Source organism: Pseudomonas sp. NFX5, assembly GCF_049132125.1.
Lineage (GTDB): Bacteria > Pseudomonadota > Gammaproteobacteria > Pseudomonadales > Pseudomonadaceae > Aquipseudomonas > Aquipseudomonas marginalis.
The window spans coordinates 139,336-153,311 of record NZ_JAFMZG010000038.1 but is presented as its reverse complement, the minus strand read 5'-3'; the positions used below and the strand labels follow the sequence as shown (position 1 = coordinate 153,311).

General features: G+C 62.0%; 14 protein-coding genes. 2 read left to right on the top strand and 12 right to left on the bottom strand.

Translation table 11 applies throughout. The annotated features are described in order from the left end of the window. The first annotated feature begins 100 nt into the window (after positions 1-100). Both J1N02_RS27100 and J1N02_RS27095 read left to right on the top strand, forming a co-directional pair. Complete coding sequence (locus J1N02_RS27100; protein WP_027606522.1) at positions 101-331, top strand: hypothetical protein; 231 nt, start codon at positions 101-103, stop codon at positions 329-331. Between the two features lie 72 nt (positions 332-403). Then, the gene (locus J1N02_RS27095; protein ID WP_027606523.1) at positions 404-640 is read left to right on the top strand and encodes a DUF2789 domain-containing protein; all 237 of its coding nucleotides are present in this window, start codon (positions 404-406) and stop codon (positions 638-640) included. Between the two features lie 81 nt (positions 641-721). On the opposite strand, the gene J1N02_RS27090 is transcribed toward J1N02_RS27095, so the two are convergent. The 12 genes from J1N02_RS27090 to iolE form a co-directional block, all read right to left on the bottom strand. Then, on the bottom strand, positions 722-1,954 hold the full coding sequence (locus tag J1N02_RS27090) for a methyl-accepting chemotaxis protein (protein ID WP_370737668.1): 1,233 nt from the start codon (positions 1,952-1,954) through the stop codon (positions 722-724). Between the two features lie 546 nt (positions 1,955-2,500). Beyond that, on the bottom strand, positions 2,501-2,905 hold the full coding sequence (locus J1N02_RS27085) for a TraR/DksA family transcriptional regulator (protein WP_003191666.1): 405 nt from the start codon (positions 2,903-2,905) through the stop codon (positions 2,501-2,503). Positions 2,906-3,230: 325 nt separating this feature from the next. Then, positions 3,231-4,253 (bottom strand): ABC transporter permease, encoded by a 1,023-nt coding sequence (locus J1N02_RS27080; RefSeq protein WP_024076018.1) that lies wholly within the window; start codon positions 4,251-4,253, stop codon positions 3,231-3,233. A 58-nt stretch (positions 4,254-4,311) separates the two neighbouring features. Further along, on the bottom strand, positions 4,312-5,865 hold the full coding sequence (locus J1N02_RS27075; protein ID WP_065941178.1) for a sugar ABC transporter ATP-binding protein: 1,554 nt from the start codon (positions 5,863-5,865) through the stop codon (positions 4,312-4,314). 65 nt (positions 5,866-5,930) lie between these two features. Further along, positions 5,931-6,866, bottom strand: coding sequence for a sugar ABC transporter substrate-binding protein (locus J1N02_RS27070; protein ID WP_027606526.1), 936 nt, complete (start codon positions 6,864-6,866; stop codon positions 5,931-5,933). A gap of 48 nt (positions 6,867-6,914) precedes the next feature. Then, complete coding sequence (locus J1N02_RS27065; RefSeq protein WP_162844258.1) at positions 6,915-7,091, bottom strand: hypothetical protein; 177 nt, start codon at positions 7,089-7,091, stop codon at positions 6,915-6,917. 127 nt (positions 7,092-7,218) lie between these two features. Beyond that, positions 7,219-8,247: a Gfo/Idh/MocA family protein gene (locus tag J1N02_RS27060; RefSeq protein ID WP_421148029.1), complete on the bottom strand. Its 1,029-nt coding sequence runs from the start codon at positions 8,245-8,247 to the stop codon at positions 7,219-7,221. Positions 8,248-8,335: 88 nt separating this feature from the next. Next, a complete protein-coding gene (locus tag J1N02_RS27055) occupies positions 8,336-9,346 on the bottom strand; it encodes a Gfo/Idh/MocA family protein (RefSeq protein WP_027606528.1) in 1,011 nt (336 codons plus the stop codon). Between the two features lie 19 nt (positions 9,347-9,365). Continuing rightward, entirely contained in the window at positions 9,366-11,297 is a 1,932-nt protein-coding gene (gene iolD, locus J1N02_RS27050; protein WP_421148028.1) for a 3D-(3,5/4)-trihydroxycyclohexane-1,2-dione acylhydrolase (decyclizing), read from the bottom strand. A 10-nt stretch (positions 11,298-11,307) separates the two neighbouring features. Beyond that, entirely contained in the window at positions 11,308-12,123 is an 816-nt protein-coding gene (locus J1N02_RS27045; RefSeq protein WP_065941173.1) for a TIM barrel protein, read from the bottom strand. A 23-nt stretch (positions 12,124-12,146) separates the two neighbouring features. Then, positions 12,147-12,935 (bottom strand): 5-deoxy-glucuronate isomerase, encoded by a 789-nt coding sequence (gene iolB, locus J1N02_RS27040; protein ID WP_027606531.1) that lies wholly within the window; start codon positions 12,933-12,935, stop codon positions 12,147-12,149. Next, entirely contained in the window at positions 12,932-13,825 is an 894-nt protein-coding gene (gene iolE / locus J1N02_RS27035; RefSeq protein WP_065941171.1) for a myo-inosose-2 dehydratase, read from the bottom strand. Before iolE ends, iolB begins: the two co-directional genes overlap by 4 nt. Between the last annotated feature and the right edge of the window lie 151 nt (positions 13,826-13,976).

The following is a 13,976-nucleotide window of genomic DNA, read 5'->3' as shown; positions in this document are numbered from 1 at the left end:
GCCCTTCAACAACTGCCATACTGGCCTGTCCATTGGAATTTGCTCCCGCACGGGCCAGGTTTCATCAGTGCTGTTGGTTACCTCGAAGGGAAGGCGATACGTGACGGAATTTGATATTGGCGAATTTTTCATCCATGGCGACGCAAGGGAAGTAGACGGTGAGTTTCAAGCAGTGATCGTGATGCGCGCCAAGCCGCCGTTGACCACCGTCACCACGCATCAGGTCGAAAAAGACCGGTGGTTCAAGACCTTCGATACCGCCGCCAGCGCCGGAAAAGAATCCGCCCAGGCACTCAAGGCTGCAGTGGATTCAGGGGCACTGACCTCCTGACAATCCGATCGAACTCTACCGCGCCACAAGCCTCCCATGCATAACGATCCCGAAACCCGCACGGAGACTGACATGGACGCGCCAATACCGACACTCGAAACGTTATTTGAACAACTGGGCCTGGACTCAACCCCCGAAGCCATCGACGCCTTCATTGTCGCGCACCCGCTGAGTGACGACGTCAAGTTGATCGACGCGCCGTTCTGGACGCCGCAACAGGCACAGTTCCTCAAGGAAGAACTGCGTGAAGACGCCGATTGGGCCATGGCGGTGGATGAGCTGAACCAGCGCCTGCATCAACCGCAGTAATCCACACAATACCGGCTGCCTGGGCGCAATAGCGCTTGCCAGGCAGCTGGTATTTCCCCGTCTCACAGACGACCACAATCCCTAGCGCGCAGCCTTCGCCCCCTCCGGCTTATACCCCAGGCGCAAGCCCCCCCAATGCCGCCCCCGGACCATGATCGGCACCGACAAGTCGTGCATCAACTCGCCGGTATCGCGGGTGTAGGTCTGCAATAGCACCGCTTGCTGGTGGCTGCCGCAGCGGATCCCGGTGCGGTCTTCGAACTTGCGCTTGGTGCGGTTCTGCACCGCATCGACCTGGGCATCGCCGGTCAGCGCCTGGGAAAACGCCTTGTTGTGCGTCGGCACATAACCCTGGGGCGTGCAGGCAATGGCAAATACCAAGCCTTCATGGCGTGGCAGCAGTGCTTCCTGGATGGCCGGCAGCACCTGGTCGGTGTAGCCATCGAACCGGCTGTGGTACTTGCTCGGGCTGGTGTTGGGGATCAAGGTGTAGCTGCGGTCGAACAAGTCATCCAGGCTGATGCGGTTCTGCTGTACATCGGCTTCGAATTGCGCGGCAATCCGGCTCGCGCCTTCGCGCGCCAGGTCGTAGATGCGCTGGTGATAGTCATCCAGCCCGACTTCCGCCAGGCGCTCACTGATCGTTTCGGCCTGCCCTTCCATCTGCACAGCGGCATCGGCCAACTGGCGGGTCTGCTGGTCGCTCACGATAAGATCGCTGCGCATTTGCTCCACGGCATGGAACAGGCTGTCGAGTTGGGCGCGGTTGGTGTCGGTGCCCTGGGCGATTTCATTGACCTGGCCTTCCACGCCCGCCGCCAGGCCGGCAATATTCTCCAGGTGCTCGCCGGCGTGCTCCACCTGCTCGACACCGGTGTGCAAGTCTGCCGAGAGCTGGCGAATCTGCTCAACCACCTGGGCAGTGCGTTGCTGGATATCCGCCACCATCACCCCGACTTCATCGGTGGCCGTGGCGGTGCGGCCCGCCAGCCCACGCACTTCATCCGCCACCACGGCGAACCCGCGACCGTGCTCACCGGCCCGCGCCGCTTCAATCGCGGCGTTGAGCGCCAACAGGTTGGTCTGGCTGGCGATGGACTGAATCACCAGGGTCACCCGCTGGATTTCTTCACTGCGTTGGCTCAGGGCTTCAATCAACTCCCGACTGGCATTGGCGCGCTGGCTGAGCTGGTGCATACGAATGATCGACTGGGCCAGCACTTCACGGCCTTCAGTGCTGCGCTGATGGGCCTGGCTGGCCGCCTGCAGGGCCTCGCGACTGAGTTGGGAGGTGACCTTTTCGGTGCTGATCATCACTTCGGCACTGCTGACGATCTGCTTGGCCGCGCCCAATTGCGATTGCACTCGAGCCGCCAGTTGCTTGACCGAGTAGGCAACGCCGGCAGCGGACAGTGCGTTGTGGCTGGTGGTATAGGACAGATCGCGGGTCAGCTCGCCAATGGCATCGGCAGTGGCGGGCGGTGCCGTGCGGGAGGTGCGGTTCATAAGGCCTGGCAGCCAGATCACCAGCAAGGCAATGGGCAGGCAGAGGTATATCGGCAGGCTGGCAAACGCCAGGCCCAGCAGTACCAGCACCAGGGCGGCGCTCTGCAGGAGCGGCATCAACCAGCCGGGCAACCCGCGCACCACCGGTTGCGGTGGCACTGCTGCGCCCATCAGAGCTCCGTCTCCAGCCATTGTCGTTACCCCACTGTTTGTCATTTTTGTCCCTGCATTAAACGCCACTATCCAGCCATTATCCATGGGCCTTTAGTGGGGTAGCCTGCAGCAGATCAATAGACGGGGCGTAACGGGTCTTTCTCCGGGGAACCGCCCAGGCGATCCCCCAGCTTCAGCGCATCAGGCCTGGCGCTGGTGCTTGTCGATCTGCTCGTGGCGCTCTTGCGCTTCGATGCAGTACTTGGTGGTCGGGCTGATCAGCAGGCGCTTGAGGCCGATAGGCTCGCCGCTGTCATCGCACCAGCCGAAGGAATCTTCCTTGATGCGTTCCAGTGCACGCTCAAGCTGCGGCAGCATGCGCTGGTCGCGGTCGATGGCGTTGACCAGCCAGGTGCGCTCTTCTTCAACGGAAGCGGCGTCGGCCGGGTCGGCCGGGGTGTCCAGGCTTTCAATGGCGATGCGGTTCTGCTCAATGCGCTCGTGGTGTTCCACCTTCATGTCCTGCAGCAACTTCTCGAAAAAAGCGTGCTGTTCGGCATTCATGTAGTCATCCGCCGGCATGGCCAGCAACTTTTCCTTTGTCATTGATTTCTCTATAAAAAATACGTGCATTAAGGCGAATAAGGGAGCGTTCCGGTCGACCTCTGCAGGTCTCGGAAAGGCGCCATCCATTCCAAGCGCCACCCGGCACTCAATTTACGAGGGGCGGCAGTCTAAGGCCGACTTGAGGGCACAGCAACTGAAATGACAGGCATTTTTTCCGATATAACCCCCAAAGGCACCAGGACGGGCTTGGCGAATGGTTATCGGAGTGCGTTTATAGCAGGAAAGTTCGTACAGCAGCTATAAGCCGCAGGCTGCAAGCGACAAGCTGTAGAGCTCATCGGACTTGCAGCTTGCAGCTTGAAGCTCAGCGCTTGAGCTTGCGCTTGTTGCGGTACTGGTCGATCACCACCGCCACCACAATGATCAGGCCCTTGATGATGTCCTGGATATACGCATCCACCCCGACAAAGGTAAACCCGCTGGCCATCACCCCAAGGATCAGTGCGCCGATCACGGTACCGGTGATACGCCCTACCCCGCCCGCCAGGCTGGTGCCGCCGATCACCGCGGCGGCAATCGCATCCAGCTCATAGGACATGCCCATGCCCGCCTGGCCGGTGGCGGCGCGTGCCGAAGCCACCACACCCGCCAGGCCTGCCAGGAGACCGGCAATGCTGTAGACGATGATCAGGTGGCGCTTGACGTTGATCCCCGACGTCCGCGCCGCCTGCATATTGCCGCCGATGGCGTAGGTGTACTTGCCGTACTTGGTGTAGCGCAGGGCGATATGGAAGATCACCGCCACCACCAGGAAAATGATCACCGGCATCGCGCCATGGCCGATGGCCGTGTACGAATCCGAGAGCATGCTCACCGGCTGGCCTTCGGTGTAGTAACGCGCCAGGCCACGGGCCGAGACCATCATGCCCAGGGTCGCGATAAACGGCGGGATACCGGTGACGGCGATGATGCTGCCGTTGATCGCCCCCGCCAGCAGCCCCACACCCAACCCCATCGCCACCGGAATCCACACCGGCAAGTCTGTCAGCGAAGGGAACACCGCCCGGGAAAAGTCGGAGGTTTGCGCCAAACTGGCGGCGATCATCGCCGACAGCGCCAGCACCGACCCCGAAGACAGGTCGATCCCCGTGGTGATGATCACCTGGGTCACCCCGATCGCCAGCAAGCCGATGATGGACACTTGCAGGATCATCAGCACCAGGCGCTGGGAGTTCATCAGGAAGCTCTGGTCCCGCACGATCCAGCCAAACAGCTCAAACACCAGGCCGATGCCGATCAGCACCAGGAAGATGCTCAGCTCGGTGGGCAAGCGCCGACGGTGCTTGACCGGGGCCGTGGCAGGCTTGTTGTCCGTTATTGCGTTCATAGCCAATCACCTTCTTATTCTATGGCGCGGGCCAACCGCAGGCCCGCGCGGCTGTTCGTCAGTGGACCGCGGTCATACCGGAGGCCAGCTGCATGACTTTTTCCTGGGTCGCATCGGCGCGGTCCAAGGTACCCATCAGTTCGCCTTCGTGCATCACCATCACCCGGTCGCTCATGCCCAGCACTTCAGGCAGCTCGGAGGAAATCATGATCACCGCCATGCCTTCGCTGGCGAGGAAGGCGATCAGGCGATAGATCTCGGCCTTGGCCCCCACGTCGATGCCCCGGGTCGGTTCATCGAGGATCAGCAAGCGTGGGTTGGTCATCAACCAGCGCGCCAGCAAGGCTTTCTGCTGGTTGCCGCCGGACAGGGTGTCGATGCACTGCTCCAGGGACGGCGTCTTCACCCGCAGTTTCTTGCACATGTCCTCGCACAGGGCGCGCAGGGCTTTCTGCTGGATAAACCCGTTGCCCGAATAATGCGGCAGCACGGCCATTTCCATGTTTTCCAGCACCGACAGGCAGGGGAACAGGCCACTGAGCTTGCGGTCCTCGGTCAACAGCGCAAAGCCTTTTTCGATGGCCATGTGCGGGTCGCTGATGCGCACCGCCTCGCCATCCAGGGTGATCTGCCCACCGCTGCTGGGGGTGATGCCGAAAATGGTTTCCGCCACATTGGTGCGCCCCGAGCCCATCAGCCCGGCGATGCCGAGGATCTCACCGGCATGCAGGTCGAACGACACGCCCTGGAACACCCCGTCCAGGCGCAGGTCGCGCACCGACAGCAGCAGTTCGCCGATGGGCGTCTCGCGCACCGGGAACAACTGGCTCAGCTCGCGACCCACCATCATCGAGATCAGGCTGTCGCTGTTCATGCTGTCGGCGCGTTGCAGGCCGATGTACTGGCCGTCGCGGAACACCGCCACTTCATCGGCAATGGCGAACACTTCGTTCATTTTGTGCGTGATGTAGACAATGCCTTTGCCCTGGGCCTTGAGGTCGGCAATGATCGAAAACAGGTGGGCCACTTCCTTCTCGGTAATGGCCGATGTCGGTTCATCCATGATCAGGATGTCGGAGTCGTAGGACACAGCCTTGGCAATCTCGACCATCTGCCGCTCGGCGATGCTCAGGTTACCCACGTGTTCCTCGGGGTCCAGGTTGATGCGCAGGCGCGCCAGCAACTCGGCGGTGCAGCGGTGCATTTCGCGGTGGTTGACCATGTGCAGGCTGTTGAGCTGCTCGCGGCCAATCCAGATATTCTCGGCGATGCTCATGTGCGGCATCAGGTTGAGCTCCTGGTGGATCATCGCGATCCCGGCCTTCTGCGCCGCCAGCGGCGTGTCAAACACGATGGGCTTGCCGCGCAGGCGGATTTCACCGGCGTCGGGCTGGTAGATGCCGGCGATGATCTTCATCAAGGTCGACTTGCCCGCACCGTTCTCGCCCATCAGCGCCAGCACCGTGCCGGGGCGCACACGCAGTTGTACGTCGGCCAGGGCCACGACGCCGGGAAAGCCTTTGCTGATGTTGACGATTTCCAACAGGTAGGGTTCGTCCAGCGGCAACGGCTGGATCCCGGGAGGCTGCGAGACAGTGGCTTGAGCGAGCATAAGACGGTACTCCATCAGCAGGGCGGGCACGACCGCCCTGCCGGTTCATTGTTGTTATGTCAGGGCTACTTGAACGTGGCGACGTTTTCCGGGGTGATCAGCTGGAACGGGATGATCACGTTCTGCTCGACCGGTTCCTTCCTGGCCATTTTGCGCGCCGCTTCCACCGAACCCACTGCCTGGCCCTTGGCGTCCTGGAACGCGGAGGCGGCCATGTCACCCTTGGTGATCGCATTCAAGCCATCCGGCGTACCGTCGACCCCCGCGATCAGCACACTGCCCTTTTCCTTGCCGGCCGATTTCAGCGCCATGGACGCGCCGATGGCCATCTCATCGTTGTTGGCCAGCACCGCATTGAACTCGCGGCCCTGGGTCAGCCAATCGTTGACCAGGGTCATGCCCTTGTCCCGCAGCCAGATGCCGGTCTGTTCCTGTTCGATCTTGATGTCCGGGTACTTGGCCAACACTTCCTTCACGCCCTTGGTGCGGTTGGTGGTGGAGTTGTTCGCCAGGTCGCCCAGCAGGATCACGATCTTGCCCTTGCCGCCGAGCTTCTCAGCGATGTATTGCATTTGCAGCTTGCCGGCCTCGACGTCATCGGAGGTCACGGCCACCACGTCCTTGGGCAAGTCCTTCTGGTCGGGACGGCGGTTGACGAACACCAGCGGGATGCCGGCCTTGGTCGCGGCATTGATGATGTTCTTGGTAGAGGCCGTGTCGACCGGGTTGACGATAATGGCGTCGACTTTCTGGCTGATGAAGTTCTCCACCTGGCTCAGCTGCTTGACCACATCGGCACGGGCGTCTTCGAACTGCAGCTGCACGCCGTCACCCTTGGGATAGGACTTGGCCTGCTTGTCCATGTCTTCGCGCAGGTAAGTGAGGAAGGTGTCATCGAAGGCGGACATGCTCACGCCGACCTTGATGTCGGCGGCACTGGCAACACCGCTGGCCAGCAGCATGGATAAAGCCAGCGCGGTAAAACGGATCGGGGTCTTCATGAACGGTCTGTCTCCACTTTCTTGTTGGTTTTTTGGACGTTGCGTTTATCAGAGCTCGGCAGGCACGCGTACGACCGGTGCGCCTGGAATGCAGCAGACCAGCGCGCCCTGGTTTTCGACGCACAGCACATTAAGGAAGGAGAAGTAGAACGGCCGGGCGCGGGGCAGGCCGCGGGGCGTGTGGGCAGGGCGTAAAACTCGCAGTACAGCGTTGAAGATTTTCATCTGACGGTACCTGGTTGTTTTTGATCTTGTTTTTGTTGAGTCGTGCGAATCGAGTCCGAACGTACTTTATGCAACCTGGAAAAGACTTTATTGGAAAATAATTTCCATATCAACCTGTTTTAGAATTTTATTCTATTTTTGTTGAAACCACCTGCTGGCGCTCGGCGCTGAGGCGTGCGGCGTCCAATATACGCGTGGTTTCCAGCGCTTCATAAGCGTCCACGGGCAACGGGTCCTGCCCGTTTACCGCCGCTTGCAACTGGCGATAGAACTGGGTCCAGCAGCCCTTCTCCGACGGCACTCGCTCACGTTCCGGCCCCTGTTCGAACCAGCCCCAGCGGCGATGTTCTTCTGCGCCCCAGTGCTCGCCCTCGGTTTTCGGCGACTTGCCGGCCATCAGCGCCTCTTCCTGGCCATCCAGCCCGTCCACGGTGTAGCAACCCAAGGTGCCACTGACGCGAAAACGCGGGGCCTGGCTGTTCTGCAGGGCATTGCCCCACAAATGGGAAACCACCCCGTTGGCGTGGGTCAGGGAGACGAAGAAGCCGTGGTCGACAGTGGGGTATTCAGGGGTGAACTGTAACTGCGCAAACACCCGGTCCACCGGGCCGAACAGTTGCAGCGCCTGGTCCACCAGGTGGCTGCCCAGGTCGCGCAACCAGCCGCCGCCGCTGGCGTTGCCCACGGCCTGCGGGCTGTAGCGCTCGACGCGGGATTCAAAGCGGGTGATCTCGCCCAGGGCACCGGCGTCGATCAATTTGCGCAGGGTCAGGTAGTCCGAGTCCCAGCGCCGGTTCTGGTAGACGCTGAGCAACACCTCATGGCGCTCGGCAGCCGTGATCAGCGCCTGGGCCTGTTCGGCGTTGGCGGCAAAGGGTTTGTCACTGACCACCGCCACGCCGTGCTCGATGGCTTCCAGCACCAGCGCCGGACGGCCCTTGAGGGTGGTGGAAATCACCAGGGCATCGACGCCGGCTTCGACGATCTGGCCGATGCTGTCAAAGGCCTGGACGCCGGGGTGGTCGGTTGCCAGTTGCTGGCGACGTTCGGGTGAGCGGGTGACGACACCGACAAACGTTGCGCCGGGCAAAGTCGCAATCAGCGGCGCATGAAAGAAGCGCCCTCCGTGGCCATAGCCGACAAGTCCGATTCTCATGATCAACTCCTGAATTGAATTGGAAACCAATCAACTGTGGGAGGGGGCAAGCCCCCTCCCACATTTTTGACAGAGTTCCTTCAGTGATTTAGCCGTAGAAGTGTGGGCGATCCGGCAGGCTGACCTTGACGATCTGCTCACTGCCCTGGGCCTCGATGCACGCATCCGCCGCCACCGCCGCCGCAAAGCCATCCCACGCCGACGGCCCACCGACCTGACCGGCGCGCACGCTATCGATGAAGGCCTGCAACTCCACGTCATAGGCCCCGATAAAACGGTCCTTCCAATCCATCAGGATCGCGTTCGACAGCTTGGCCCCACTGCGCAACTGCACCTGGGACGGCTCCGGCAGTTTGGCGATGCCGGTCTCCCCCACCACTTCGCACTGGATGTCGTAGCCGTACTGGCAGTTCACAAACACTTCCACATCGATACGGGTGCCCTTGGCGGTTTCCAGCAGCACGATCTGCGGGTCGCGCAGATGGGCCAGGGCCTTGCTGGTCTTGCGCGGGAACACCACCTGCACCGACACGTAGTCGTCGTTGAGCAGCCAGCGCAGGACATCCAGCTCGTGGATCAGGGTGTCGGTAATCGCCATGTCGGTCTTGTAGTTCTCGCCCACCGTCGGGTTGCGGTGCGCGCAGTGCAGCATCAACGGCTCGCCGATCTGGCCGCTGTCGATCACCGCCTTGAGGGCGCGATAACCTTCGTCATAGGGGCGCATAAAGCCCACTTGCACCAGGCGCTTGCCGTAGGCCACTTCGGCGTCGACGATCCTGCGGCAGCCTTCAGCCGTCACCGCCAGGGGCTTCTCGCAGAACACCGGTTTGCCGGCGGCGATGGCGGCGAGCACGAATTCCTCGTGGCTCGGGCCCCAGGACGTGACCAGGATCGCCTCGACCTGCGGCGAGTTGATCAGCCCATGGCCATCCGCGTACACCTCGGCGTCCAGCTTCAACTCCGCGACCACCTTGGCGGCCTGCTCAAGGTTGATGTCGGTCACCGCCACCACCTGGCTGTTGAGCAGGGTCTGGCTGCAACGACGAATATGATCGCGGCCGATGGCGCCGGTACCGATTACACCAAGCTTCAAAGACATACAAACGCTCCTCTTGTTATTAGTACTGCCGGGCCTTGGCCAGGTGTTCATTGAGTTTTTTCGCCGCCGCGTTGGTGCGCTCGCTGGTGGACACCTGCGCCACCCCCACCCGCCACCACGACAGGTAGCCGTGGACCATGGTCTTGGGCAACACCTTGATGTCGATCAGGGTCGAGATGCTTTGCGTGCGCGCATCGGCCAGGGCCGCTTTCAGCTGCTCCACCGTGCTGACCTTGTAGGTCTTGCAGCCATAGGCCGCCGCACTCATGGCGAAATCCACCGGCACCAGGCCGCCGTCGAGCTTGCCGCTCTCGGGGTTGCGGTAGCGGAACTCGGTGCCGAAGCTGTCCATGCCGTTGCCGATCTGCAGGTTGTTGATGCAACCGAAGGCCATGTTGTCGAGCAGCACCACGTTGATCTTGCGGCGTTCCTGGATCGAGGTGGCCAGCTCCGAGTGCAGCATCATGTAGGAGCCATCGCCGACCAGGGCATAGACCTCCTTGGTCGGTTCGGCGAGCTTCACGCCGAGGGCGGCGTTGATCTCATAGCCCATGCACGAATAACCGTACTCGACGTGGTAGGTGTTGACGCCCTTGCTGCGCCAGGCACGCTGCAGGTCGCCGGGCAGGCTGCCGGCCGCGGCGACAATGATCGCGTCGTCGGCCAGGGTCTGGTTGAGGACGCCGAGCACCCGGCTCTGGGTCAGGCACGAGCCGGTCAGTTCGATAAATTCACGCAGCACGGCGCGGTCCAGGTGGTCGTCGACTTCCGGTACGAAATCATCGCCGTGGTACTCGACCTGATGCACACGGTCCACTTCGGCGTCCAGCTGCGCCTTGGCGTCGGCGATCTGCTCGCCCCAGCCGGAACGGTAATCACCAAGGGCATCGGCCAGCGCTTCGAGGGCGACCTTGGCGTCGGCCAGTACCTGCACGCCGTCGAGTTTCAAGGCGTCGCAGGGGCTGATATTGAGGTTGAGAAACTTCACCTCGGCATGCTTGAACAGCGACTTCGACGAGGTGGTGAAGTCGGTGTAACGGGTGCCGATGCCGATGATCAGGTCGGCCTCGGGCGCCAACAGGTTGGCGGCCAGGCAGCCGGTTTCGCCGATGCCGCCCACGTTCAGTGGATGGCTGGAGACCACCGCGCTCTTGCCCGCCTGGGTTTCGGCGAAAGGAATATCAAAGCGCTCGGCAAAGGCTTGCAAGGCAGCATTCGCACCAGAGTACTTCACGCCGCCACCGCAGATGATCAGCGGCTTGCGCTTGCCCCGGAAAGCCGCCACCCCATCGCTGGTCATCGCGGCGGTGGCCGGGCGGCGGTCGATACGGTGCACGCGTTTTTGCAGGAAGTAATCGGGGTAGTCCCAGGCCTCGGCCTGCACGTCCTGGGGCAGTGCCAGGGTCACCGCGCCGGTTTCGGCGGGGTCGGTGAGCACGCGCATGGCATGAATCGCCGCCGTCATCAGTTGCTCGGGGCGGTTGATGCGGTCCCAGTATTTGCTCACGGAGCGGAAGGCATCGTTGGTGCTGATGCTGAGGTCGTGGAACTGCTCGATCTGTTGCAGCACCGGGTCAGGCTGGCGGCTGGCGTAGACATCGCCGGGCAGCAACAGCAACGGGATACGGTTGGCGGTGGCGGTCGCCGCAGCGGTGAGCATATTCGCCGCACCTGGGCCAACGGAGGCGGTGCAGGCGTAGATCTTGCAACGCAGGTGCTGCTTGGCAAAACCGATGGCGGCATGGGCCATGCCCTGCTCGTTACGACCCTGATGCACCACCAGGTCGCCGCTGTCCTGCTCCAGGGCCTGGCCCAGGCCCAGCACGTTGCCGTGGCCGAAAATGGTGAACACGCCGGCGACGAACTTGCTCTGCACGCCATCGACTTCGATGTACTGGTTGTCCAAAAACTTTACCAGGGCCTGGGCCATGGTCAGTCGGGTGGTGGTCATGTCGCGCCCCTTATCGTTTCTGCAGGTGGGCGATGCTTGCCCCCAAGGCCTGCTGGATATCCGCCAGCTCGTGCACGCTTGTCGCAAACGGTTCGAACGACAGGTAGCCGCTGTAACCGCTGCTGAGCAAGGTGTCGATCTGCGCGGTATTGCCGAGGATATCGCCCTCGCCCACCAGCACGCGGTGGCCGTCGCGGATCGAATTGAGCGGCGCCTGGGCGTCTTCCACGCCGGAGATATGCACCAGCCCGGTCAGCTCCGGGAAGAACTCATGCTCGCTGGCCAGGTGGTGGTGGAAGGTGTCGTGCACCAGGCGGAATACATCCAGGCCGCCGATGGACTGGATCGCATCCACCGCCACGCGCTTGCGGCGCATGGCACATTCTTCAAAGCCCAGGGGCTCGATAAACCCGAGAATCCCGTACTCGCGCAGGATCGGCGCCAGCTGGCTCAACGCGGTGCGCAAACCGGCGGCGCGCTGGGCTTCGTTGCGGGTGTCGCCGGGTTCATTGAACGGGCACATCACCAAGCCTTGCGCACCGCATTCGCGGGCATAGGTGGCGAGCGCTATCGCCTGGGCGCGGCGCTCGTCATTCCACACATCAAAGGGGTACAGCGCGTTGATCGACAGCACCGTGATGCCCTGGGCCGCGCACAATTCGCGCACGCGGCCGGCAGGAGTGCCGTATTCGATCTGGCGATCCTTGAGGTCGTTGCGAATCTCGATGGCATCGCATTTCAAGGCCACGGCCAGCTGGATGAAATCCGGCAGGGACAGGTTGGGCGCGACCATACGGTTGAGGGCAAAGCGTAGAGGCGACTTCATTGTTGTTCTCCGTCCAACACCGTTCAAAGGTCCAGCAGCCAACTGTGCTGCGGGTCGTTGTGGAAATGCCAGGCGCGTTTGGGGCCGGCCATCACGTTCAGGTAGTAAGACTCGTAGCCATACGGCACGCTGACCGGGTGATAGCCCTTGGGCACCACCACCAGGTCGCTGTTTTCCACGGCCATGGCCTGGTCGATGCTGCGGTCGTCGGTGTACACCCGCTGGAACACAAAGCCCTGGGGCGGGTTGATCTGGTGATAGTAGGTCTCTTCGAGAAAGCTCTGGTGCGGCAGGTCGTCGGTGTCGTGCTTGTGCGGCGGGTAGCTCGACGAATGCCCGGACGGCGTGCGCACCTCCACCACCAGCAGCGAATGGGCCGGGTCGGTATCCGGCAGGATGTCGCACACGTAACGGGTATTGGCGCCTTTGCCGCGGACGCTGCGCTTGCACTGTTCGGGGCGGATCAGGCGTGGCTCGAAACCCGGCGCACCCGGTGCGGCGCACACGGCAATCTGCACGTCGCTCAACGCGGTGACCTGGGCATCGGTACCCGGCGGCAGATAGGCGGCGAACGGCGATTTGTCCTCGAACACCGACTGGCGATCACCGAGGTTCTGCCAGTTGAAGCCCTCGCCTTCGATAGTCACCCGGCCGCTGAGCAGCACCAGGCACAGCTCTTTATCGCCGGCGGTGACCGGCAGGGTTTCACCCAGGCTCAAACGGTAGGCGGCAAAGCCTACGTATTCCAGGCGGCCCTCTTCCAGGGCGACCATGGTCTGCCCACGTTTATTGCTTTTTACCAGCAAGCTCATGGTTGGGTCCTCTCATCGAGAAGCGCACGCAATGTGTCATAGCCCTTTTTCGCATAGACGTAGCTGGGCGCCACGGCCGGGTCCTGCTCGGCTTCCACCACCAGCCAGCCCGCGTATTTCGCGGCCAGCAGCACATCGAGCAACTCGGCAAAATCGATATCGCCGTCACCGGGCACGGTGAAGGTGCCGTTGACGATGCAATCGGGGAAGCTCCACATCTGGTTGCGCGCCAGTTGCACCACGGCTTTGCGCACGTCCTTGAAATGCACGTGGCAGACGCGGTCGATATGCTTGCGCAACACCTCGATGGGTTCGCCGCCGCCCATGTAGCAGTGGCCCGAATCGAACAGCAGGCCGACTTCCGGCCCGGTACGGCCCATCAACTGATCGATGTCTTCAGGCGATTCGACGTACGCCCCCATATGGTGGTGGTAGGCCAGGCGCACGCCCTGGGACAGGGTAAAACGCGCCAGCTCGGTAAGTTTGTCGGCGTAGTCCTGCCAGGCCTGTTCACTGTGGAACCGAGGACGTTCGATCAGGCGAATGCGCGAGCCCTGGATCGAATCGGCCACCTCGCCGTACACCAGCACCTTGGCGCCGTTTTGTTTCAGCAGTTCGACGTGACCGGCGATGGCCTCGATTTCTTCGGCCACCGAGCGACGGGCCAGGCGACTGGAGTACCAGCCAGAGACCAGCGCCAGGTCATAGGGGCGCAGGACGTCGCCGACGCCCTTGGCGTCCTTGGGGAATTTGCCGTTGAGCTCGAAACCTTCGTAGCCGATTTCCTTGCCTTCGCTCAGGGCGGTGCTCAGCGGGGTTTCACCGCCGAGGGCCGGAAGGTCGTCGTTGCTCCAGGAGATCGGGTTGATGCCAATTCGGATTGCGGGCATGGCTGCACCTTTATTATTTTCAGGTATCACTGAGATCTGCTTTCTGCTTTCTGTGGGAGGGGGCTTGCCCCCGATAGCGAAGTGTCAGGCAACACTGTTGTAACTGCACCACCGCCATCGGGGGCAAGTCGAATCGTCGCACTGCCCCTCC

Excerpts from the sequence above, each read along its gene's own strand:
- J1N02_RS27095 (WP_027606523.1), top strand. The coding sequence starts at position 404 with ATGGACGCGCCAATACCGACACTCGAAACGTTATTTGAACAACTGGGC.
- J1N02_RS27090 (WP_370737668.1), bottom strand. The coding sequence starts at position 1,954 with ATGATCAGCACCGAAAAGGTCACCTCCCAACTCAGTCGCGAGGCCCTG.
- J1N02_RS27085 (WP_003191666.1), bottom strand. The coding sequence starts at position 2,905 with ATGACAAAGGAAAAGTTGCTGGCCATGCCGGCGGATGACTACATGAAT.
- J1N02_RS27080 (WP_024076018.1), bottom strand. The coding sequence starts at position 4,253 with ATGAACGCAATAACGGACAACAAGCCTGCCACGGCCCCGGTCAAGCAC.
- J1N02_RS27075 (WP_065941178.1), bottom strand. The coding sequence starts at position 5,865 with ATGCTCGCTCAAGCCACTGTCTCGCAGCCTCCCGGGATCCAGCCGTTG.
- J1N02_RS27070 (WP_027606526.1), bottom strand. The coding sequence starts at position 6,866 with ATGAAGACCCCGATCCGTTTTACCGCGCTGGCTTTATCCATGCTGCTG.
- J1N02_RS27065 (WP_162844258.1), bottom strand. The coding sequence starts at position 7,091 with ATGAAAATCTTCAACGCTGTACTGCGAGTTTTACGCCCTGCCCACACG.
- J1N02_RS27060 (WP_421148029.1), bottom strand. The coding sequence starts at position 8,247 with ATGAGAATCGGACTTGTCGGCTATGGCCACGGAGGGCGCTTCTTTCAT.
- J1N02_RS27055 (WP_027606528.1), bottom strand. The coding sequence starts at position 9,346 with ATGTCTTTGAAGCTTGGTGTAATCGGTACCGGCGCCATCGGCCGCGAT.
- iolD (WP_421148028.1), bottom strand. The coding sequence starts at position 11,297 with ATGACCACCACCCGACTGACCATGGCCCAGGCCCTGGTAAAGTTTTTG.
- J1N02_RS27045 (WP_065941173.1), bottom strand. The coding sequence starts at position 12,123 with ATGAAGTCGCCTCTACGCTTTGCCCTCAACCGTATGGTCGCGCCCAAC.
- iolB (WP_027606531.1), bottom strand. The coding sequence starts at position 12,935 with ATGAGCTTGCTGGTAAAAAGCAATAAACGTGGGCAGACCATGGTCGCC.
- iolE (WP_065941171.1), bottom strand. The coding sequence starts at position 13,825 with ATGCCCGCAATCCGAATTGGCATCAACCCGATCTCCTGGAGCAACGAC.